The sequence below is a fragment of the Candidatus Bandiella numerosa genome (genome assembly GCF_029981845.1).
In the GTDB taxonomy this organism is placed as follows: domain Bacteria; phylum Pseudomonadota; class Alphaproteobacteria; order Rickettsiales; family Midichloriaceae; genus Aquirickettsia; species Aquirickettsia numerosa.
On sequence record NZ_CP104164.1, the window covers coordinates 461,834 to 484,495 of the forward strand.

At 30.7% G+C, this 22,662-nt stretch carries 26 protein-coding genes and 1 tRNA gene; 17 read left to right on the top strand and 10 right to left on the bottom strand.

What is annotated here, in order from left to right; all coding sequences use genetic code 11:
• Positions 1-3: 3 nt before the first annotated feature.
• The 3 genes from N3Z17_RS02285 to bioB are packed head-to-tail and all read right to left on the bottom strand — an operon-like array spanning position 4 to position 2,844.
• Positions 4-747 (bottom strand): methyltransferase domain-containing protein, encoded by a 744-nt coding sequence (locus tag N3Z17_RS02285; RefSeq protein WP_282472394.1) that lies wholly within the window; start codon positions 745-747, stop codon positions 4-6.
• Entirely contained in the window at positions 740-1,879 is a 1,140-nt protein-coding gene (locus tag N3Z17_RS02290) for an aminotransferase class I/II-fold pyridoxal phosphate-dependent enzyme (RefSeq protein ID WP_282472395.1), read from the bottom strand. Before N3Z17_RS02290 ends, N3Z17_RS02285 begins: the two co-directional genes overlap by 8 nt.
• A gap of 26 nt (positions 1,880-1,905) precedes the next feature.
• The gene (gene bioB, locus N3Z17_RS02295) at positions 1,906-2,844 is read right to left on the bottom strand and encodes a biotin synthase BioB (protein ID WP_282472396.1); all 939 of its coding nucleotides are present in this window, start codon (positions 2,842-2,844) and stop codon (positions 1,906-1,908) included.
• A gap of 109 nt (positions 2,845-2,953) precedes the next feature.
• Here bioB and bioA point away from each other — a divergent pair, with 109 nt between their 5' ends.
• Positions 2,954-4,267 (top strand): adenosylmethionine--8-amino-7-oxononanoate transaminase, encoded by a 1,314-nt coding sequence (gene bioA / locus N3Z17_RS02300; RefSeq protein ID WP_282472397.1) that lies wholly within the window; start codon positions 2,954-2,956, stop codon positions 4,265-4,267.
• Here the strand turns inward: bioA and N3Z17_RS02305 are convergent.
• From N3Z17_RS02305 to N3Z17_RS02315, 3 genes are all read right to left on the bottom strand, one after another.
• Positions 4,260-5,012, bottom strand: a complete 753-nt coding sequence (locus tag N3Z17_RS02305) for an alpha/beta fold hydrolase (RefSeq protein ID WP_282472398.1) — start codon at positions 5,010-5,012, stop codon at positions 4,260-4,262. The two genes, bioA and N3Z17_RS02305, sit on opposite strands and share 8 nt — an antisense overlap.
• Entirely contained in the window at positions 5,005-7,638 is a 2,634-nt protein-coding gene (locus tag N3Z17_RS02310) for a hypothetical protein (RefSeq protein ID WP_282472399.1), read from the bottom strand. Before N3Z17_RS02310 ends, N3Z17_RS02305 begins: the two co-directional genes overlap by 8 nt.
• 76 nt (positions 7,639-7,714) lie before the next feature.
• Positions 7,715-9,145, bottom strand: a complete 1,431-nt coding sequence (locus N3Z17_RS02315) for a hypothetical protein (protein ID WP_282472400.1) — start codon at positions 9,143-9,145, stop codon at positions 7,715-7,717.
• A gap of 103 nt (positions 9,146-9,248) precedes the next feature.
• Between N3Z17_RS02315 and N3Z17_RS02320 the strand changes: the two genes are divergently transcribed.
• The 8 genes from N3Z17_RS02320 (at position 9,249) to N3Z17_RS02355 (ending at position 15,228) form a co-directional block, all read left to right on the top strand.
• Entirely contained in the window at positions 9,249-9,821 is a 573-nt protein-coding gene (locus tag N3Z17_RS02320) for an adenylyltransferase/cytidyltransferase family protein (protein ID WP_282472401.1), read from the top strand.
• Positions 9,814-11,199, top strand: coding sequence for a nicotinate phosphoribosyltransferase (locus tag N3Z17_RS02325; protein ID WP_282472402.1), 1,386 nt, complete (start codon positions 9,814-9,816; stop codon positions 11,197-11,199). The genes N3Z17_RS02320 and N3Z17_RS02325 overlap by 8 nt, the downstream gene beginning before the upstream one ends.
• Before the next feature lie 61 nt (positions 11,200-11,260).
• Positions 11,261-12,310, top strand: a complete 1,050-nt coding sequence (locus tag N3Z17_RS02330; protein ID WP_282472403.1) for a patatin-like phospholipase domain-containing protein — start codon at positions 11,261-11,263, stop codon at positions 12,308-12,310.
• Positions 12,311-12,371: 61 nt separating this feature from the next.
• A tRNA-Cys gene (locus N3Z17_RS02335) sits at positions 12,372-12,443 on the top strand.
• Between the two features lie 21 nt (positions 12,444-12,464).
• Complete coding sequence (eno, locus tag N3Z17_RS02340; RefSeq protein ID WP_282472404.1) at positions 12,465-13,700, top strand: phosphopyruvate hydratase; 1,236 nt, start codon at positions 12,465-12,467, stop codon at positions 13,698-13,700.
• Positions 13,701-13,780: 80 nt separating this feature from the next.
• Entirely contained in the window at positions 13,781-14,143 is a 363-nt protein-coding gene (locus N3Z17_RS02345; RefSeq protein WP_282472405.1) for an NADH-ubiquinone oxidoreductase subunit NDUFA12 family protein, read from the top strand.
• Between the two features lie 25 nt (positions 14,144-14,168).
• Positions 14,169-14,744 (top strand): outer membrane lipid asymmetry maintenance protein MlaD, encoded by a 576-nt coding sequence (mlaD, locus tag N3Z17_RS02350; protein WP_282472406.1) that lies wholly within the window; start codon positions 14,169-14,171, stop codon positions 14,742-14,744.
• A complete protein-coding gene (locus N3Z17_RS02355) occupies positions 14,713-15,228 on the top strand; it encodes a DUF2155 domain-containing protein (RefSeq protein WP_282472407.1) in 516 nt (171 codons plus the stop codon). Before mlaD ends, N3Z17_RS02355 begins: the two co-directional genes overlap by 32 nt.
• A gap of 164 nt (positions 15,229-15,392) precedes the next feature.
• Here N3Z17_RS02355 and N3Z17_RS02360 read toward each other — a convergent pair whose 3' ends face one another.
• Genes N3Z17_RS02360 through rpe form a run of 3 tightly spaced genes read right to left on the bottom strand, consistent with a single transcriptional unit; the run spans position 15,393 to position 16,766 of the window.
• Positions 15,393-15,896, bottom strand: a complete 504-nt coding sequence (locus N3Z17_RS02360; protein ID WP_282472408.1) for a hypothetical protein — start codon at positions 15,894-15,896, stop codon at positions 15,393-15,395.
• The gene (locus N3Z17_RS02365; protein WP_282472409.1) at positions 15,897-16,052 is read right to left on the bottom strand and encodes a hypothetical protein; all 156 of its coding nucleotides are present in this window, start codon (positions 16,050-16,052) and stop codon (positions 15,897-15,899) included. It abuts the gene before it with no gap.
• A 54-nt stretch (positions 16,053-16,106) separates the two neighbouring features.
• A complete protein-coding gene (rpe, locus tag N3Z17_RS02370) occupies positions 16,107-16,766 on the bottom strand; it encodes a ribulose-phosphate 3-epimerase (RefSeq protein ID WP_282472410.1) in 660 nt (219 codons plus the stop codon).
• 89 nt (positions 16,767-16,855) lie between these two features.
• Between rpe and glpX the strand changes: the two genes are divergently transcribed.
• Positions 16,856-17,788 (top strand): class II fructose-bisphosphatase, encoded by a 933-nt coding sequence (gene glpX / locus N3Z17_RS02375; RefSeq protein ID WP_282472411.1) that lies wholly within the window; start codon positions 16,856-16,858, stop codon positions 17,786-17,788.
• A 6-nt stretch (positions 17,789-17,794) separates the two neighbouring features.
• The gene (gene recO / locus N3Z17_RS02380) at positions 17,795-18,520 is read left to right on the top strand and encodes a DNA repair protein RecO (RefSeq protein ID WP_282472412.1); all 726 of its coding nucleotides are present in this window, start codon (positions 17,795-17,797) and stop codon (positions 18,518-18,520) included.
• A 146-nt stretch (positions 18,521-18,666) separates the two neighbouring features.
• Here recO and N3Z17_RS02385 read toward each other — a convergent pair whose 3' ends face one another.
• Complete coding sequence (locus N3Z17_RS02385; protein ID WP_282472413.1) at positions 18,667-18,819, bottom strand: hypothetical protein; 153 nt, start codon at positions 18,817-18,819, stop codon at positions 18,667-18,669.
• Between the two features lie 182 nt (positions 18,820-19,001).
• On the opposite strand from N3Z17_RS02385, the gene N3Z17_RS02390 reads away from it, so the two are divergent.
• The 6 genes from N3Z17_RS02390 (at position 19,002) to N3Z17_RS02415 (ending at position 22,653) form a co-directional block, all read left to right on the top strand.
• Positions 19,002-19,838 (top strand): hypothetical protein, encoded by an 837-nt coding sequence (locus N3Z17_RS02390; RefSeq protein WP_282472414.1) that lies wholly within the window; start codon positions 19,002-19,004, stop codon positions 19,836-19,838.
• A gap of 9 nt (positions 19,839-19,847) precedes the next feature.
• A complete protein-coding gene (locus N3Z17_RS02395; protein WP_282472415.1) occupies positions 19,848-20,330 on the top strand; it encodes a hypothetical protein in 483 nt (160 codons plus the stop codon).
• A 14-nt stretch (positions 20,331-20,344) separates the two neighbouring features.
• Positions 20,345-20,509, top strand: a complete 165-nt coding sequence (locus tag N3Z17_RS02400; protein ID WP_282472416.1) for a hypothetical protein — start codon at positions 20,345-20,347, stop codon at positions 20,507-20,509.
• A gap of 22 nt (positions 20,510-20,531) precedes the next feature.
• Positions 20,532-20,969 carry a hypothetical protein gene (locus N3Z17_RS02405; RefSeq protein ID WP_282472417.1) on the top strand — a complete coding sequence of 146 codons (438 nt, stop codon included), beginning with the start codon at positions 20,532-20,534 and terminating at the stop codon, positions 20,967-20,969.
• Between the two features lie 107 nt (positions 20,970-21,076).
• The gene (locus N3Z17_RS02410; RefSeq protein ID WP_282472418.1) at positions 21,077-21,514 is read left to right on the top strand and encodes a hypothetical protein; all 438 of its coding nucleotides are present in this window, start codon (positions 21,077-21,079) and stop codon (positions 21,512-21,514) included.
• 143 nt (positions 21,515-21,657) lie between these two features.
• Entirely contained in the window at positions 21,658-22,653 is a 996-nt protein-coding gene (locus N3Z17_RS02415; protein WP_282472419.1) for a hypothetical protein, read from the top strand.
• Positions 22,654-22,662 lie beyond the last annotated feature (9 nt).

The window sequence follows — 22,662 nt, forward strand, 5'->3', positions numbered from 1 at the left end:
CTATTACTTTTTTACTATAAAGAATCCAATATTATAATTCAGCTTAAATTCGCTTTTAACAAGTTTCTTATCAAAAACAAAATGTCTACTCATTTTATTTTTATCAATTAATACATTCGCCCCAGTGTTTTTTATTGATTTGATAGCTGCAATTAACGATGGAAACGTATATACGATATTTTTTTCCTCAAATACACAAGCTTTATATCCTACTTTACTGAATAATTTTTTAAAGTAATTGGCATGATAAAAAGTATTTCTTGATTGAGATGGAAGATTTTTAAAGGTTCCATCCAGTGGGATTGAAAAACATAAAACACCACTCATCTTCAAATTTTGATATACGAGGTTCAATAAAATTTTGATGTCTAAACACCATTGAAATGACATGTTTGAAAATATCAAATCGTAATAATTTTTTTTATTTAGAGCATAGTGAAAATCCGAGTTATGCAGTATAGTTCCAAAATTCTCTAATCTTTTCGAAGCTAGAAATAATAAATTTTGCGCAAAATCACATGCATAAGATTTATCATGGCATATAGATTTGAGTAATTTTTGTGTAGTTAATCCTGTGCCACACCCTAGATCTAAAATATTTTTATAGCTACATTTGTTAATATTTAATAAATGATCTATTAACTCACTGCCAATTTTTTGTTGAATTTCTGAATAATCATCATAAGTATCTTTTACAGAATTAAACGCATTCCTAATTTCTTGCTGTTTTTGATAAAAATCATGCATTATACGCCTCAATCAGCGAATTGGCTAAAAAATCAATCTCCTCTTCTGTGTGCTCTGAATTAAGAGAAATTCTTAATCTTTCTGTGCCATTAGGTACAGTTGGATATCTTATAGCAGAAATTAGAATGCCCTTTTCATGCAGATAATTTTGGATATATAACAATTTATCCAATCCATTAATAATAATTGATTTTATCGGTGTTAAATCATAAGAAACTAATTGAAAATCAGTTTCTTTAATCCTCTTAATAAAATACGTTATGATTTTTTTTAATTTATCTATTCTATCTTTTTCTTCTATTATTTTTTGTAAATTTTGTAATGATATATGGGCAATGATTGGTGGAATGTTTGTTGTGTATATATAGCTTCTAGCAAATTGATTTAGGGCCTCACAAATAACCTGATTTGATATTACAACAGCACCCATACTTGCGCATGATTTCCCAAGTGGAATCACCACACAATCTATATCATCTGGATTTTTAGCATAATCAAGTACTCCCATCCCATTTTCACCAATTATTCCAAATCCATGCGCATCATCAACTATTAAAAAAACTCCATGTTTTTTGGCTAATGCTGTTGTTTCATCAATTTTACATATATCTCCTTCCATACTAAATACACTTTCCGTAATGACTATTTTTTCACCAGTAGTTTTCAATATGCAATTCTCTAAGGATTGAAGGTTATTATGTTCATAGCGCAAGTGTTTTGCCCTTGATAGTATTATTCCATCTATGATTGAGGCATGGCAAAGCTTGTCAGATATAATTGTTGTATCTCTGTTAGCCAAAGTCGAAAGTATCACAATATTAGCATTATACCCAGAGTTAAAAAGTAATGATGCTTCTCTATTAAATGTTTTACAAAATTGATCTTCTAAATTTTTATGTATATTGAAGAATCCAGATATTAAAGCAGATGAGGCACTTCCAGTGCCATAATTTTCTACGCATTCATTTAAATTAGAAACAAAATTATAGTTTTGTGAAAGACATAAATAATCATTACTTGTAAAGGATAATAATTGCTTATCATTAATATGTAGTTGATTATTCATTTTATGGTGAATAATTTGTTTATTTCTTGATAATTTTAGTGATTTATTATCATCTAGCTTTTGCATTATTCTGTTATAGAGCATCTTAACTCTTAGTAATTTTGGGCATTTAAACCTAGTTTATTTAAAAAATCTAGGTCCCTGTTTGCACTAGAATTATTTGTAGTAAGAAGCTTTTCTCCATAAAAAATAGAATTAGCTCCAGCAAAAAAGCATAATGCTTGCATTTCTTCTGACATTCCATCTCTTCCTGCTGATAATCTAATAACTGATTTATAAAATATTATTCTTGTGGTTGCAATCATTCTGATAAATTCTATACCATCTAACTTAGTTACATTTTCAAGAGGAGTTCCTTTAATAGGAACTAAAAGATTAATGGGAATACTCTTGGGTGGATTTTTTAACTTTGAAAGCTCTACTAATAAGTTAATTCTATCTTCTCTATTTTCTCCCATCCCGATTATACCACCACAACAAACATTTATATCTGCATCCTGAATATTATCTAAAGTATCAAGTCTATCTTGATATGTGCGAGTAGTAATTATTTTTTTATAATATTCTTTTGATGTGTCTAAGTTGTGATTATAATAATCCAATCCTACTTCTTTTAGTTGCTTAGCTTGATCTTTGTTGACTGTTCCAAGCGTTGCACACGCTTGGAGTCCAAAACTTTTTATCACCTTTACCATCTCTAATGCTTTTGAAAAATGTTTTTCTGGTGGAGTTTTCCAGCCCGCTCCTATGCAAAGCCTTTTAGAACCGTTTGATTTTGCCACTTCACAATGCTTTTTTACCTCATCAATATTCATTAATTTTTCAATTTTTATCCCTGTGTTATATTTTGAACTTTGCGAACAATAACCACAGTCTTCAGGACATGCACCTGTTTTTATACTTAATAATGTGCATAACTCAATCTCATTTTTCTTAAAATGTTTTCTATGTATTGAATGTGCTTCATATAGCAACTCCAGGAAAGGCATTTCAAAAACTTCTTTAATCTGTTTGTTGGTTAATTCACTCATATCGAAATAATTTATTTGACTAAGCTTTCTAGATACAATAACTATTATACACCGTCAACCTAAAAAAAGATATTGGTTAACTATGAGTGCGCAGAGTTCATTTCTTTCCATGAAAAAACAAAATCTCAACTATATTTGGCACCCATGTTCGCAAATGAAAGACTATACTAATTTAAAGCCATTGCGTATAAAAAGTGCTAGCGGAAGCTATATTGAACTTGAAAATGGCAAAAGAGTTATTGACGCAATATCAAGCTGGTGGTGCAAGTTACTTGGTCATGGTCATCCATATATTAAAGCAAAAGTTATTGAACAGATTAATAAATTTGAACATGTCATGCTTGCAAATACAATCAATGAAAAAATTATTGAGTTGTCGGAAAAACTTGCAAGTGAAACTAAAAATTTAAATAAAATATTTTATGCAGGTGATGGCTCATGTGCAGTTGAAATTGCGCTTAAAATGAGCCTACACTCTAGAAAAATAAAAGCTCAAAAGCATAAAAACAAATTTATTGCTTTTGAAAATGGTTACCATGGTGAGACAATGGGGGCGCTTAGCGTTAGTGATTTAGGGATTTATAAAAATTCATATAAAGACTTATTGTTCGATGTTTATATGATATCAAATATTCCTTATATAAATTCAAAAGAAAATCCGTTATGGGATGACTGCTCCATTCAATGGAAGCTAATTGAAGAAAAATTAGAAAAAATAAAAAACGATGTTACAGCAATAATTTTTGAACCAATTGTGCAAGGGGCAGGTGGTATGAAGATTTACAGCAAAGATCTTTTAGTTAAATTGAAAAGCTGGGCGATAATAAATGATATACATTTGATAGCTGATGAAATTATGACTGGAATCTGCAGAACTGGAAAAATGTTTGCTTGTGAATACGCAAACATAGAGCCAGATTTTTTATGCCTATCAAAAGGATTAACCTCAGGTTGGCTTCCATTTAGCGCTGTTATGATTAAAGAAGAAATATATGATCTTTTTTACAATGATTACTCACCAGAAAACTCATTCCTACACTCCCATACTTATTGTGGAAATCCCATTGGTGTAAGTGCAGCATTGGCAACTTTAGAAATAATTGAAAATGAAAATATTCTAAGCCAAACAAAAGAGCTAGAAATAAAAATGCTTAATCTAATAAACAACATTGCCATAAAAACTGGTAGATTAAAAAATGTACGAGGAATAGGAGGTATTGTCGCAGCCGACTTAATAATTGATGATAATGATAAGAATAAAAGAATTGGATTTGAAATTTTCAAACGTGCTGTTCATGCAGGTGCATTACTCAGACCTTTAGGCAACACTATATATTGGTTGCCCCCAGTTAACATCAAAGAGCATACATTGGAAGAATTAAGCCAGATTACAGAATACGCAATTACTTCGTGCTTTAAATGATAAAAGAAGTTTCTTTTTTAATGATTTCAGAAAGTTCCTGATCTTTTGAAAAAAACGGTGAATGATCGGTATCTAAAGTATAGGTTTTTGCTCCAGGAAATTGTTGTTGCATTTGTCTTTGAGTCACTATAGGCATGGCATTATCATTTGTGCACTCAACATACACTCTATGTATTGAATGAAATTCTTTGCAATAATTATGTTTGTAAGCAAAAGGAATCACAGAATTCAATTCACCTAAATTTCTCAAAGCCACACCTACATCTAATTCAGAACTTTGATTATAAAATAATTTAATTACCTTTGCTTTTTCAATAATATTTAATTTTATAAATTGCCCTTTTGTATCTGGAATCACCAAATTTTCTAATCCCTGCTCTCTCATAAAATTAAAATAATGCTCCTCCATAAAATAATCAATCGCGCATTTATTTTCTGCGCACATAGAAGCAGCAACATAAATTATCTTTTTTATTTTTGAGGGAAATTTATTAGCTATGAAGCTAGCAATACTCCCTCCCATGCTATGTGCTATGATTGTGAATTTACCTTTAGTGCTATTAATTAGATTTTGTATATTAGATGTATATTCGTCAAAATTTTTAGCTTCATGTCCTTTGCTAAAACCATGACCAACATTATCCAATGCATAAATTCTGCAATCATCTAATAAACTGGAATTAACAATTTTGTACCAACAACCACTCCAATGCCAAGCACCATGTATAAATAATAAATTACCCATTAGATTTTTTACCATCTGTGCATGGATTAGCAAGTGTTTGGTTAGACCAGGATTTCGTTATTATTTTGTTATTCTTATCAACAATAACTCTGCATATCCTCTGTGGGTTATCTGAGGCAGTAGTAAAACCATCTTTACACTTACCATCAATATAAACGTCTTTAATAACTAAACCCGTTGCATCTAGTGGAGAGGCAGGATATTTAGTGTTTACATTGTCTGTGCTGGCTAATTGAGTGCCAATATTCATATTATAATTACTTGTATCAAAATATGCATTTCCAAGAAATGGAGCAGTATCAGTATTTGTCCTACAACCGCCTTCTCCCACAGTAAATCTGCAACCATAATGAACCGACCCAATTGGAAAATTACCATCTAATTTTCTATATGGCGCTCCATCAGGAATATCGATTGTCAAAAATTCCTGTTGAGATGAAGTATATCCAAGGCCTGACATTAATCCCTTACCAATTGCTTGCACGTTTGCATTTACTCCTACATTTTTCAAATTTGGATTTGCCCCTAAATTCTTCGAATTACCTTTATCTCCATATAAATACTGGTTTATAACGCTATATTTAATTTTAAAATCTAAGACCTGAGCATTAGTTAATCCTTTAATCTTATCAGGAAGAGGGGTTGCTAAACAGACTTTACCATCGCTTGATAAGCATTTTTCATTTTCCAAATTCATTGATGCATCGCATTCTCCATATAATTGATCAGTCTTTTCATATTTTCTAGATATATCAAATTTATCATTTGTAAAATCAACATATCCTGTTAAAGAGGAGATATCATCTTTTCTTAATTGCATAAATGAGCCAGGAATTTCAGCACAAATTTTATCCCCCTTATCAAAAAAATCAGGCCAATTTGTATCCAAATTTACACATATTGCCCTGTTCTTTTGTTGGTCTAACTTATATACTCCAGGGCAATACGCTTTCTCTGCTTCATTAAATTTGCTAAGATCACTATTGTTAGGATCATTATTACAGCTTATTGAGTTTTTCTCTACATCTACAATTGGCAAAGGATTATGTTTAAAATCATAGCATTTATTATCCCTTTTGCATGAATCTCTATTTCTATCGCCAGCAGGGGTATTGTATGTCACACACATACTTTGTCCCATTTGCTTGCTTGTCGGATTATTATCAATGCACTGGCTCTTGTCACTCACATAATAAAAGCAATCCCCACAGCTTCTTAAGGCACCTGTTTGATCTGCCCTACCAAGTATAATTGGAGGATAAAAATACGTTTTACTAAAATTTTGCGGACGAATTTTTTCAATACCAATTTTTGTATAGTCTTCCACACCCTTCCCATCATTATCAACAAATTCAGGAATTACCGCACTAAATTGAATTCCATAAATATTAACTGTATCTTTACCTGAGAGAATTATTGGATTTTTTGGATCTTGCGCAGTTTGATAGCAGGCATAATAATCTCTTAAACCATTACCTTCCCCTGGAAACTCTTTTATTAGTTTATTAGTTGCAGGATCCTTTAACTGAATCTTTACAGAATGAAAAATAGATGGTTTGTTATTAATATCTGGGCAATTATTGTCAATGTAATAATCATGAACTGTATCAATAATTATTGTTTTTGTTGGGTTAGGCCTGTCCACACAACCAATATTACTTGAGGGCCTATCCTTGAGGCCAGCACAAATTTTTGTTGGATCAGCTGGTTGAATAAACGGACAATATACATCCCCTAGTGTGAGTGCACTATCAGAACAACTCTTTGAATCTTTTTCAAGATCATAAGTCAAAGGAATGTATGGACCAACATTCTGCCCTGCGCTATCTATGACTTTAAGGAAAATTTGAGGTTTTAAAAAACTACTTTCATCGGGCGTCTTATCCGTAGCAACAGCCACTGAACTTTTAGGTACAATAATTTTATTATATATGTCAGGCGCTGGATTTAATGGGATATCTATACACCCAATTAATTTATCACCTCCACTTACAATTTTTCCAAAAGCAACAGGACTAAAATATGCACAAATTCTTTTCGGATTATCCACAACCGTACCAGGTTTTTCACCAGTCACTTTTTCATAATCTATGTATGCATGATTTGAACCCCAAAAAATGGTTTGAGCATTATCAGAGCCTCTTTTTTGAAGTGAAAAAGTTTTTGTTATTGTATCACCCCATAATGCATAATTCACACCTTCGGTCCATTTAGGAACAGGTATGAATGCGTACCATTTTACATTTGGGGCGCCACAATTATCAGGCGTAGGTATAAAAACATATCTAGCCCAGCAATAATCTCTTTTGACTATTAAATCCATGTTTAAAGGATCATCTGAGGTCCTGTAAAACATTTCCCTTTCCCCATATGTGGGAAATTTATCCTTGCACACCCCTCTAACACCAATATGATCAGAAATAGTGTAGGTGTAGCTACTGTCATCTCCACCATCAGGACTAGAATTAGGATTGCAATTTCCCGTAACACAATCAATTCCTGTATTCGCAGCCAACCAACCATTGCATAATATCTCACTAGTAGGAGATGCATAGGCGTTACGTTGACAAATTGGATAAATTGTAAAAAATAACACGAAGAAAGCTGTTACTATAAATCTTTTCATTAAATGCACGATCTATTTATTATTGCGGCAGTTTATATTCATACACTAAAGTGTTATTTCTGTTTTTTCAACATTATTATTTGGCAATTGTTTTCTCACCATTCTTTGTATCCCGTTCATGAATTATATCTTCTCTAAAATGATGCTCTTCAGTTACAACAAAAGTTTTATCATGCTTGCGATTGATCTCAGTCATCTCAATACTGGCACCTTTGTCACTATCACCTTTAATTATATCAGATACCGACTGTTGATGTGTACCTGAATGCTTTTTCAATTTATCACCTTCTTCCTTAATTATATCCTTTACAGAATGATGTTGCGGTATAACAATTGGCTCTATATGATGATGGTTTATCTCAGTCATCTCAATATCTTTGCCCTTTCCATCCATTTGTAATAATTTATCTTTTTTAAAAGCATTTAAATTTTGCAATTCATCATCTTGGGTAGTTTTTTCCACATTCTCTCTGTGACTAAGTGGAGCAAAAAATTTTCCATGTTGTTGCGAACTAAAGCTATTTAAGAATAAATTACCAAAATCTTGAACAAATCCCACTTCTGGTTTGTACCCCGTAAGATTAACATCTTCGCATTTCTTTGTTTCAACTTTCAATGCCTTTTGCATTTCCTCATCAGATTCATATTTTTTTCTACCACATGATATTTCTGCTTCTTTAATGCTTAATATTTTTAACAAATCTTGATTTGAAAGTTTATCGATGTATTTATCTTCAATTCTTAATTCTTTTTTTAGATATTGAATTAATTTTCCTTCTTTTTCTGAAACTTCGCTATCAAGTAAATCTTTATTTTTTCTATAATCAGCTTCTCCAAAATAGCTTGATCCATTAACCAACATCAATGAAGTTGAGCTCAGCGCTATAGACGCTGGATTTAACGATAATATACTCAGCACCCAATTTGCAACCCCAGTTAAACCAAAATACCTAATTTTGCTAGAAATAATATTTACAAGTTTCTTATCTTTATTGGCAGGTTCATCAGAAATACTTTTCTTAAGAATACTCATTATTTCTTGATTAGCCATTTCCCTCAACTTAGGATTAACAGACTTCTCTAATGTTTTTTCAATTTTTTGATCAAGACTATCTAACAGCAAATCTTTTTGTTGCGTCCTCTTTATTGTCCTCATGCGAAGAGTTGCTCTAATGCGTGCAATAGAGTAACTTACCATTGTTACTGCTGCTATTGTGGCACCGACGGCTATTCCAAGTGGAGATGATAAGATTGTAATTGCACCAAAAACAGTCAATATCGTTCCTACTCCCGGAGACGTGATAAAATCCAAGAATTTATCAAAAAATTTCCTTATTTTAGTTTTTTTCTTAATTTCTGGTTCAGCTTGCTCATTTTCATTGGCTTGTGTTTTAGCTAAACGTTGCGCAAGCTTAAGCCCAATATTCACCTCTCTTGCATCGCCAATTTTAGCGAAAATTTCTTTAACAATTGATATAATATCCACTTTCATTACCAATAAAGTCACTTACATTATCCTAATAAGTCTGTTGCACTTAATCAATTTAAATTTTAACTTGTAATTGAACAAACTTATTGAAAAAATTTATTATTCCCTATAAAAACTCCATATGACATATAATTATTCAGTCTATATTGGTAGATTTCAACCTTTTCATAATGGTCATATGAACGTTATGATGGGGGGTTTAAAAATTTCAAACAATATCATAATTATGTGCGGTTCTAGCAATCAAACCAGAACATTAAAAAACCCTTTTATCTATGATGAAAGAAAAAAATTTATATTCGATAGTTTGTCTAAATCATTTCAAGATAGAATTTATATTGAACCCCTAGAGGATTATGGAAATGATATTGAGTGGGTGAAAAATGTTGAGAAAAAAGTTCAAAAAATAATTAAAACTACTTCAGAAAATAAAGTAGCTCTAATAGGTCATACAAAAGATGATTCTTGTTATTATCTTAAGTTATTTAAAAAATGGAAGTACTTAGAAATGCAAAATTTTGCACAAATAGACGCAACCTATATAAGGAATATATTCTTTACTGACGATAAATGTAAAATTGAAGCTATACTTCAAAAGCTAATGCCTAAAGAAGTACTAAAATTTATGCTTGATTTTATGGATACAAAGGATTACCAAGATTTGCTAAATCTTTATAAAGTACAACATGCATAACATAATACTCGATACGGATTCTTATAAAACTTCTCATTACTTGCAATATCCTAAAAATACGGAATACTTATCGTGTTATATTGAATCTAGAGGTGGTAAATTTGATAGTACTTTATTTTTTGGATTACAAATATTTCTCAAAAAATATCTCTGTAAAAGGATAACAAAAAAACATATTGACGAAGCAGAAAAAGTAATCCAATCACATGGATTGCCATTTAATAGAGCTGATTGGGAATATATAGTTTATGAACATAGTGGCTTTTTACCGGTTACTATAGAAGCTGTGCCAGAGGGAACAATTGTACCGAATAAAAATGTGCTTTTGCAAATCACAAACACGGATCCTAGATGTTATTGGCTACCAACATACTTAGAAACAGCACTTTTAAGAGCAATCTGGTATCCTAGTACAGTAGCAACATTATCTTATGAATGTAAAAAAATGATAAAAAAGTACCTTTTAGAAACAGCGGATGATTTAGATAGGTTAGATTATATGCTTGCCGATTTTGGGGCAAGGGGAGTTAGTTCTTATGAATCCTCAGCAATTGGAGGGGCATCACATCTAGTTAATTTTTACTCAACTAGCACAATGTCCGCACTCCAATATATCAAGCGCTATTATGATGCAGATTTAGAAAAATATAAAACCATCCCTGCAGCTGAGCATTCAACAATAATTTCCTGGGGAAAAGATTGTGAAATTGATGCCTATCACAATATAATTAATGAATTTGTAGATTATCCTGCATATGCCATCGTAAGTGATTCTTATGATTATTGGAACACTATTAATAACATTTGGGGGGGGAAATTTAAAGAGTGCATTTCTAATTCTCACAACACATTAATTATACGTTCAGATAGTGGAGATCCAATAGAAATTGTATTAAAAACTATCGAAATTTTAATGAAAAACTTTGGATATGAAGTTAATCAAAAAGGATACAAAGTCTTAAATAAATTTATTCGTGTTTTACATGGTGATAGAATTTCACTGGAAAAAATACAAGAAATCCTTGAGGAATTAAAATCTAAGAACATAAGTGCAGAAAATGTTTCATTTGGCATGGGCGCTTCTCTTTTACAAAAAATCAATAGAGATACTCAACAATTCGCAATGAAATTATCTGCAATTAAAAAACAAAATAGCGATTGGGAGGGCGTTTGCAAATCTCCTATAACAGAGCCAAAAAAACATTCTAAATACGGTAGATTAGCGCTCATTAAAAAAGACAATAGTTTCTATACTAATACTTGTAATTTAATTATGGATGACAGTAATTCCTTAATTTCAGTGTTTAGAAATGGAAAAATCTTAAACGAGATAACTTTTTCAGAAATCAAAGAAAATGTAAGTATAACTTTAGCTTGATGCAACTGTGAATTGTGTGGTAACGTATTTAATAATAGATAATTTTTAGGAAATTCATATTATGTACAACATTTTAGCAGTAGATGGAAGAGGTCCTACTCAAGCCTTAATTGCAACAAAAATTATTAGAATAATTGACGAAAAATTAAATCAACATTCTGGCACGGGAGTGATAAAGCATTTTGATCAAATAGCTTCTTCTTCAACAGCATCATTTCCTACAGCCTTAATTTCACATGGATACGATCCAAAAGAAACATATAAAATTGTTGAAAATGCTTTTAAGAATGCATTTATATCCTCCTATGAACCAAAAGAAATAAATCATTTCTATAATAAAGTAATAAATTTTTTTAAAAACGCATATAAAAAATATGCAAATTCTGACAAAATAAAATTTTATACTTTAGATCATTTAGACGATTTGTTGAAGGACTTTTCAAAAATCAACATGGGAGAAAGTAAAATTCCGCTACTTTTACTATCTGCTAAAAATTCACACAAATTAGAAACACACTATTTTTCATCTACAGTTAATAAAGATATGTCATTATCAGAGGTTATTAAATCTTGTGTAGCTGACAAATTACATTTCCCAGCACATAAATTAACGAATCAAGGTTATTTTGATCACTCTTTTATATCTAAATCTTCTTTAGGGGAAAGTTTGTCATATATTACCAAAACCCAAAATTTAACTGACCACTCACTTTTAGTTGTTAACATAGGTTTTGATAATTTAAACATCACGGATTATTTAAAAACAGAAGCTATAAAGGATAAAATCAGTCCTACCAATCTTTTAGATATAAGTATGTCTTCTGGTGAAAATATGAATATTAATGCAAACAGATTCCTTAAAGGTAATTTTTGGAACATAGTTGTCACTCAAGAAAACGGAATATTAGAAGAAGTACATAAATTTGACAATATTTTAGACGATGCAAAAATAGAATCTATCATTAAAAGTTCAAAAATCTGTAGCAATATAGAGGACAAATGTACATCTTTTTATGAAGGAATTGATAAATTGATAAAGGATGGTTTATTGAACAACTCTTCTCTTACAAGTGAATTAGATACGCTTATAAAAGAATTAGATAATTTATAATTCATAAATCATGTTTATTCTTGACCAAAACGAGTATTTGGAATAGGCTATTCCTTGCTCTGGCCGAGTAGCAAAGTGGTAATGCAGCGGATTGCAAATCCGCTATGAGCCAGTTCGATTCTGGCCTCGGCCTCATAATTTATGGTTGAGAAGATTGGTGAAAATAACCCATATAAAGTCCAGGCAAATTTTTGATAGTAGAGGCGATCCCACTGTTGAAACAGATTTAGTTGTAAATAATAATTTTATTGGGCGAGCAGCAGTTCCTAGCGGAGCATCTAAAGGTATTTATGAAGCAATAGAATTAAGAGATAAATCTCCAAATTATAATGGCAAAGGTGTTTTAGATGCCGTTAGTAAGATTAATAATGAGATAAAAAGCAAATTGCTGAATATGCACTTTAATTCACAAGAGGCTTTAGATAATTTCTTAATTGAGCTAGATGGGACAATTAATAAATCCAAACTTGGAGCTAATACTATTTTATCAATCTCAATAGCATTTGCAAAAGCAAGAGCTAATTTTGAAAATAAGCAACTATTTCAAACTATAAATAGCAATAAATACTTTTCTCTACCAAAACCAATGTTAAACATCATTAATGGGGGGGCACATGCTGATAATGGATTGGATATTCAAGAGTTTATGATAGTGCCAATAAAACACACAAGTATCAGCGAAAATTTAAAAATTGCCTGCGAAATCTTTCACTCACTAAAAAAAATTTTAAAAAACAATTCTTTTAGAGTTAACACTGGCGATGAAGGTGGTTTTGCTCCAGATATTAAAACCACGAATCAAGCATTAGACATTATTTCTCAGTCCATAGAACTAGCTGGCTACAAACTTGGAGAGGAAGTATGCTTAGCTTTAGATATAGCTGCCAATGAACTTTATAAGGATGGTAAATATCATTTTCGTGGGGAAAATTCCATATTTACAAATTTTGAATTGTTGAAATTTTATGAAAATTTGTGCAGTAGTTACCCGATTATTTCAATTGAAGATCCATTTTTCGAAAAAGATATAGAAGGATGGAAGCTATTAAATGAGAAATTAGGGGGGAAAATTAATATTGTGGGAGATGATTTATTTGTAACAAATCCTGCTAAATTACAAGAAGGAATTGATAATAAATTAGCTAATTCAATATTAATTAAAATGAATCAAATTGGAACATTGACAGAAACATTACAAAGTATTGAACTTGCGAAAAACAATAATTTTCTCCATATTATATCGCATAGATCAGGAGAAACCGAAGATACTACAATTGCACATATTGCAGTTGCAACAAATAGCCCATTTATTAAAACAGGTTCAATTTCAAGAACCGATAGGGTTTGCAAATACAATGAATTAATTAGAATTGAAGAATTAATTGCTTAAACTATATTTATGAACTTTACTATTGAAAGAAAAAATTTTTCACCTACAATCATCCTTATATTTATGATTAAGCGCAATCAATGGAATTAGCAAATAAAATTTTTAGTAGATTTTTCGGCAAAAAAGTAGGTGAGGATGAATTTGGTAATATGTTTTATGAGTCAAAAAAGTTATCTAGGTATTTTGGAAGATATATGCGCTGGGTATCGTATAATGGAATTCCTGAACCTACCAAAGTGGACGCCGAGTGGTATGGTTGGTTGCATCATCAAGAAAATGAAGCTCCTTCAAGTGATAAGTGTATAAAACATGAATGGATGAAACGCAGAAACCTAAATCTAACTGGCTCTAAATTCTCTTATTTCCCTCAGGGTCATTTTTTATCAAAAAACAAAGCAAAGCCCAAATCAACTGGTGACTATGTCACATGGGTACCTAAATAATTTATAAATTAGCAATGTAGTTTTTATGAAAAACGTTTTTGAAATTATAGTTGGTTTTTTAGTTATCTTTATAGCTGTAATTTTTAGTTATTTTGTCTATCAAACATCAGAGCAAAAATTAGATAAGCATAATCAATATGTGATAAATGCTAATTTTGACAATGCAGACGGTATCAAAGTTGGCAGTGAAGTTAAAATTAGTGGGGTGGTAATTGGAAAAGTCATATCGCAAATTTTAGATTATGATACGTACTCAGCTCAGGTTAAATTTCTCGTCGATAAAAAGATAAAATTACCTGAAGACAGTTCTGCTCAAATAGTAAGTTCAAACATCTTAGGCGACAAATATATATCAATTACACCTGGTACTGAAGAGAAAGTATTAGCAGATGAGGACACGATTGAGTTTACTCAGTCTTCTATAAACCTAGAAGGAATGATAAGTAAATTTATGTTTGGTCTTAAAGACAGTAACAATTCTAATAGTTCTAGTCAAATGGACGATAACGGTTTTTTAGGTAATAATAAATCAGATGAGCAAAATTCAGACGAACAAAATTATATATTTAATGATTCTGGCACAAAAAATTCAATCGGTTAAAGTAGTATTTTGCATAGTTTTAGTTTTTCTATTTAGCTCCATAGCTATTGAAGCAACTGACCAACAAGAAAAATTAGATTCACCATTTAGCGTTCTTGAAGAAGATATTTATAAATCAAATAACGGTGAAATTGATATAATAAATCAGCCTATAATTGAAGGGAAATTAGAACGATGTGACTCTGCAAAAATTAGATTGTTGAATTATAATACTGGTAAAAATAGCTATGTAACAATAGTGGTGAATGAAGAATATAAATTTAATGAAGAAACCATTATTGCACTAAGAGAGTGTAAAAAAGATTCTAAAGATATATTAAATCCATTAAGTTTTGCTTTTATTGAAATTAAAAATGCTGATAAAGTACTTTTCGGAGGGTGGATTTTTTCAAAAAACACTTCTATTTCTTTGCCCAAAATTGATGATCAATACGTTTATTTGAGTAACTGCAATTGTAAAAAAAGCTCAAATAGTGAAGAGTGAATTAAACTGACCATCGCAACCCTAATTCAAATTATTTTCATTGAATTTAAATTGGGCAATTACAATAATTATAAAGAGCTACAAACATCATTACTAACTCACCTTACGCAGAGGAGAGTAGACAAAAAAGAGGATAAGGGTTTATTACTTCGGCAGCTAGATTACTATCTTTGGGCTCCCTCCCCATGCCAAATGCGAGATGATATGGTGTCTACTGAATGGCAAAATGCTGCCAATTCGTTCATAACACGCTTCTTACTTGAGTAATATTCGTTTTCACCATGTATGTACTTTAGAGCATTTTGCTCTTGTTCAGAAAAAATTATACTATAGTTTTCCTGTAATATAGTTTTATAGTAAAGCTTTTTATCTATAATTTCATTTATGGTATACTTCCAGATTTTTTCTATATCATGAAAATATAAAACAACAAAACATTCGCTTAATTTAAATGGAAGTGAATGTATTTTACATAATGCGCCATAAATACTTTCTGCAATATTGAAGCATTCCTGTATATGGTCTAAATAACCGCCTTTCCAAGCTTGATGATTACACATAGAGCCCTTAGCCTCTAGCATTAAAGGTAAGTGATCTTTATGAAATTTAAGAATAAATTCTTTTCTTTCATCTTCCAAGCTTTCCAGATATTTTATTAATTTCTGCATTTATTTTTCTATTCTTGCCATGAAAACTTTAATAAAGTCATTAATAGTGAAAAATCCATAAGCTAAATTCTCACCTATCGTTTCTAAAGATCCTTGTAAAAACTCTACTGAAAAATCAGATATATCTGAATCCTGAATAGCTACAAATTTATACACTAAACATCTACATCTTAAAATTTAATCCAGTCTAAATCAAACTCTTTTTTTTAACTAATTTTCAAAACTTTTCCTAAGCTCACTAACTTTCAATTTATAATCGTTCCCAGAAAATATATAATTTCCTGCAATTGCAAGATTTGCACCATTTTTGGTACATTCTTTCAACGTATCTGGGTTGATCCCACCATCAACGCCTATATCAATATTCGATGCATTATTAGTCATCAAATTGACATTGTGAATTTTTTTTAATTGGCAGTTTAAAAATTTTTGACCTCCAAAGCCTGGATTAACTGTCATTATAAGTATCTCATCAAGCTTCTTATGTATATATTGTAATACAGATTCTGGGGTAGAAGGAATAATAGACACACCAACCTTCACCCCTTTGTTTTTAATATAATCAATCAACCGATCACAGTGAATTACTGCTTCTTGATGAAAAATTATCGTATCACTTCCAGCTTCAATAAATTCATCGACATATTTTTCTGGATTACAAATCATCAAGTGAGTTTTTATTGGAATTCTACTTTCTTTTTTTATAGTTTTAACAATACCAGTTCCAAAACTTATATTAGGCACAAAATGACCATCCATTATATCTAAATGAATTGAATCTGCTCCAGAGTCAGAAATATTTTTTATTTCCTCCCTGAGAATTGCAAAATTAGCAGCTAGAATTGACGCAGATATTTTATTTTTTTTCATATTGCTATTTGATATACTTTGCGCTTGGTCATTTTTTACCATATATTGATGAATATGTTAGCATAATTTTTAATTTTTCATAGATAAATATGAATAATAGCTGGCTGCACAGTATCCAGAATGTTACAGAATTAACTGCAATTGCATGTTATGATTGGATCGGTAAAGGTGATAATGTTTCTGCAGATAAAGTGGCGGTTGACGTTATGAGACAGGAGCTAAATAAATTGCCGATGAATGGTAAAGTTGCAATAGGTGAAGGCGAAAGGGATAAGGCCCCAATGTTATATATTGGAGAAGAATTGGGTAAAGGTGGAGAAAGTATTGATATTGCAGTCGATCCTCTTGAAGGTACTACTATATGCGCAAGGGCAGATTATGGCTCGATGGCAGTTATTGCAATAAGTTCTGAAAACTCTTTTTTGTATGCACCAGATTTATATATGCAAAAAATAGCAGTAAGTTCAAAATACCCCAAAAACATTGTTGATATCAATCTTGGTGCCAAAGAAAATATACTGAATTTAGCAAAATATAAAAAGTGTGATCCTAGCGAAATAATAATAATGATTCTAGATAGGGAGAGACACAAAAGCATAATTGACGAAATTAGAACAGTTGGGGCTAAAATTAGGTTAATTGGTGACGGTGATATTTCCGCTGTTATAGCTGCAGCTATTCCTGACAGTGATGTTGATATATATATTGGAACAGGTGGCGCTCCTGAAGGCGTTTTAGCGGCCTCAGCATTAAGATGTGTTGGAGGTAGAATGCAAGGAAGATTGGTATTTAAAAATAATCAACAGATGCTTAGAGCTAAAGCAATGGGAATTACTGACATAAATAAAATTTATGAGATAGAAGATTTAGTAAAAAAGGATGTTATTTTTGCTGCAACTGGGGTTACTGATGGATTATTAGTTAATGGTGTGCAGAAATATTACGATAAATTTACAACTGAAACTTTGCTACTAAGTTCGGCTCAAAAAATGTCTTATAAAGTCAAAACAACAAGGTATTAATTTTTTATGATAGAAGTTGATGATATAGGAATAATAATTTCTGCAAAACCATTCCAGGAAAAATTTTTAATTGTAAAATGTTTTTCAGAGAATAATGGTATTATTTCAGGTTTAATGAGGATAAATAAAAAGAAGAATGAAAATATACCAGGAAATATAGTTTTATTTAACTGGAGAGGTAGACTCAATGAACAGTTAGGGTATTTAAAGATTGAGCTTTTGCATTCAATTTTTTCGGAAATTATGTTTGAAAGTAGCAAGATATCGATATTAAATTCAACATTATCAATGATAAAAGTCGCTTTAAAGGATGGCGATGTAAATAAAACAACTTTCATTGAAACAAAAAATTTATTACATACTATCTGCGCTAGCGATAATCTTAACGAAAATTATAAGGCATATATTAATTTTGAAGCTAGATTATTAAATTGCTCTGGTTATGCATTGGATTGGTCAAAATGTGCAGTAACTAATTCTGTAGATAATCTAAAATATATTTCACCAAAAACGGGTAATGTTGTTACTGAAGATGTTGGTGCAAAATATAAGGATAGATTATTCATACTACCAAAATTTTTTGTTGATAATAATGTAAAAATTTGCAAGCAAGATATAATTTCAGCATTAAATCTTATCGGATATTTTATAGAAAAATTTATTTTTATGCCAAATTATATTAAACATCCCGAGGCAAGGTTGTTTCTAATACAAAATATAGAAAAAGCTTAAATTCAAGCACTTTTACCTAAAAACGTAATATTTAAAAAATTTTGTAACTTAATTGATTATTTAAACGTTTATTTTTTTAATTAGATCTTTCTAGTTTCTTGGTATCTTTTGAGTCAACAAAGTGTATATTACCTGATACATTATTACTAATCTAATTGCTTAGCGTATTGGTCAATAGGATCTTTATCTACCTCAAGTATTAATTCTTTCATCTTCGGAATTGATAATAGATATATTTCTTTTATACTATTGTTACTTTTATAATTAAGTGGCGTGATATTTTGATAAATAAATGACATGTTTATTGATTACCTATTACAAGGCATTCTCTAGCAACCAATACTATCTCTTTCGTTATAACCTTTGTCTGGTTAATTTGCATTATTCTTAGTATGAGTATTAAAAAGAACAATAAGAAATAAGTTGATTTAATAATTATTTATTTTAGGGTTGTATAAGAAGGTTGAAATAGGTAATTATAGTGTTAGATTTTTATATAAATGATATTGAATATTGTTTAGTAGATGAGACTTATATTTCACTTGGAAAGATATATGAATCAAAAAGTGAGATTGTTAATTTTGATCAATGTATATTAAGTGATGAAGTTAGGAATATAGAAATTGCAAAAGCAATAAATCAAATTGAATCAGGAGAGGCATTTGCATTTTATAATTTAGGATTTTCTGAAGAAGAGCGGGAGTTGTTATCTAATGTTGGGATAGAAGAGTTTAACGACATAACGATCAATACAAATATTAATAAATTAAAAGAATTAAAGCAGGAGGTAAGTTTAGCACTTATAAAAATGCAAGGGGTTAATATATTTGAAATAGCTGGATTATCTAATTTAATCACTAGATTGGTGAGTGTTGTTATGGGAGAGTCGGAAGCAGAAGAATATGAACTAAGAATAAGAAGTAGGGAAAGTTATCAAAGTGAAGAAGATTGTCTGTATTGGCATTTAGATAAAAGTGAAGAAGAAATATTAGGAAACTCTAACAATGTGAAAGAAAAACGATTTATCATGGTATTAAAGGGAGAAGGAACAGTATATCAGGCTATTGGTGAAGAACAGAGAGAAAGATTTATTAAAGTAGCCAAAGAAGCTCCATATTATTATGGGCACGGTTTGGAAGGTTGCAAAACAAATGATAAAATCAACCAATTATTTAGACATCAAGAAAAAGTAGCAACAAAAGAACAATATGGATCAGTGCATATGGCAGGGAGTAATGGAGCTATGCATGCAGCACCAAAAGAGAGTGAAGGCAGATTGATAATATTATTAACACCAAAAATTAATTCAATAAAATAGGAGATAAAAATGGAAATAATGCAAATATATAACTGCCAGGAAATATTAATGAGAGCGGGAGAGTTACAGACAGATGAAAAAAAAGAATGTGATAAGTTATTCAAAGATCCTAAGACAAGGGAATTACTAATAAAAGAAGAGGAAAGATTAAAAAACATGAAGGATAATCTAGAACAAGAAATTGTAAAAAATTCACATTGGATTGTTCCCATTGATCATATGCAAGAAGTATTAGAAGATATGAAGGATAGCACAACTCTTAATACTAAGAATATAAATGCCCTTAAAAGTATGGATGCTGACAAATTAAAGGATGTTAGCATAGAAACAATTTATGCATTTACCAAAACAGTAGCTCAGAATCCTGTAGATATGAGTGGTAATTTGGATAAAGTGTTAGACAGTTATAAACAAATAGAAAAGGCAACAGAACTTGAAGTTGATAATTTCGAAAAATCAATTGACTGTATACTGTATAACGAATGTAATTAAAAAGGGGTAATTCAATGAATAAATTATATTATAGCATTTCGATATTGTTAACAGCCTCTTGTATTTATGGTGTTGCAAATGCGGAAGATTTTTATTTAAGAGCGGATTTAGGTGTTGCACAGTCAAATAGTGTTAGTAGCAATAATGATAAAATTCAAAATATAGAACATGGCAATTAATTCAATAAAATAGGAGATAAAAATGGAAATAACGCAAATATATGGCTGCCAGGAAATATTAATGAGAGTGGGAGAGTTACAGACAGAAAAAGAAAAAGAATGTGATAGGTTATTCAAAGATCCTAAGACAAGGGAATTACTAATAAAAGAAGAGGAAAGATTAAAAAACATGAAGGATAATCTAGAACAAGAAATTGTAAAAAACCCACATTACCTTGCAGTTAATGAGGCAAATAATAAGATACTAGCAGCAATAGATTATGATAAATTGAAGCAAAAATATAATTCTGATATCATCGAAAAGGCGGTCAATACTATATGTTCACATGCTGAGCAATTAATGCATGAAGATGTAGAAAAACTTGCTGAGAGTCATAAAATTTGTGATGAATCAAATATTCACACGCCTGATAAGTTACATTATGCTTATTCATGTATTGTGCATGGAATTTGCGAATAATAATTATCAATAAAAAGGGGTAAAATATGAATAAATATACATTAGGAATCATAGGGGGGGGAAAGAAATATATGCCTGAAAATAATAAATATTGATAGGAGCTAAAAATGGAAATAACGCAAATATATAACTGTCAGGAAATATTAATGAGAGCGGGAGAGTTACAGACAGATGAAAAAAAAGAATGTGATAGGTTATTCAAAGATCCTAAGACAAGGGAATTACTAATAAAAGAAGAGGAAAGATTAAAAAACATGAAGGATAATCTAGAACAAGAAATTGTAAAAAACCCACATTACCTTGCAGTTAATGAGGTAAATAATAAGATACTAGCAGCAATAGATTATGATAAATTGAAGCAAAAATATAATTCTGATATCATCGAAAAGGCGGTCAACACTATATGTTCACATGCTGAGCAATTATCGCCAGAACATGTGGAAAAAATTGTCATGAGTCACAAAATTTACAGCGAGTCACAGAGTCACACGCAAGATGAGTTATATTATGCTGATTTATGTGTTGAGCTTGGCGATTGTGAATAATAATTTTTAGGTAAAAAAAATGAAAAAATATACATTAGGAATAATAGGTGGGAAAGAAATATATCCATTGAAATACTTCAAGGTATTTTAGATGAGTGTTATAAGGGAAAAATTATAAAAAAATTAACTTATTTGATAAATCAATGGGACACAGTAAAGAAATAATAAATATAAAATTTAATAAAGCAAAGGAAGAGTACGAGAAAGCGGTGAGTGAATATAGAAGTGCAATAACTGAAGGAAGTAATAATAGTTGTTGGCGCTCATCACCAGAGTTAAGTTTTGGGTGTTTAGAGAAATATAAAGAAAAATTAGAAAGTAAAAAAAATAAATATGACGAATTGAGAAAAGAAAGAAACAATGAGATAGAAAAAGAGTTAAAAGATGTAGAAAAAGCCATAGGGATTGGAGTGAGTGCAAAAATATTTTTAGATAACTATATAAAAAAAGAGGAAGAAACTAAAGCTAAGGCAGAGGAATTGAGGAAAGAGGCAAAAGCAGCAGCGGATAAAGCTGAGGCTGACAGGCTTGCTAAGGAAATTGCAGACAAGGTTGAAGCTGAGAGGCTAAAATTAGAACAAGAAGTTGCTGCTAAAGCAAAAGCTGAGGCTGACAGAATCGCTAAGGAAGCCTCGGATAAAGCTGAGGCTGAAAAATTGGAAAGAGAAGCTAAAATTAAAGCTGAGGAACTGGCAGAGAAGTTAATTGCAGAAGCAAAAGATATAATAGCGAATGCTGGACATGAAAGAGAGATTGTTAATCCTAAACTAGTACAGCTATTAAAGGATAAAAAGCTAGAGGATTTAGAACAATATTTAAAGAGTGCACGTGAGAAGGATATTAATATAGTTACAACGTTAGAAAAATTTAAGAAATTTAACGGAGAATACAATCTAAACGAAGGTTCAAAAATTTTATCACAATTTAATGCAGTAAAGGAAGAAATAATAACTGAATCAAAGGAGCAGTTAAGTTTTATAGCTGAAATACAAAGATACACAAAGAATATAAAATTAGATACTGAACTGATAGACAATACTGAAGATGTTAAAATTGAAGTTGAAAAAGATAGTAGCTCTGATGAAGTTAGGGATGGAGTGATGCAGACAGAGATTATAGATCATCATCAAGAGTTATAACAGTCATTA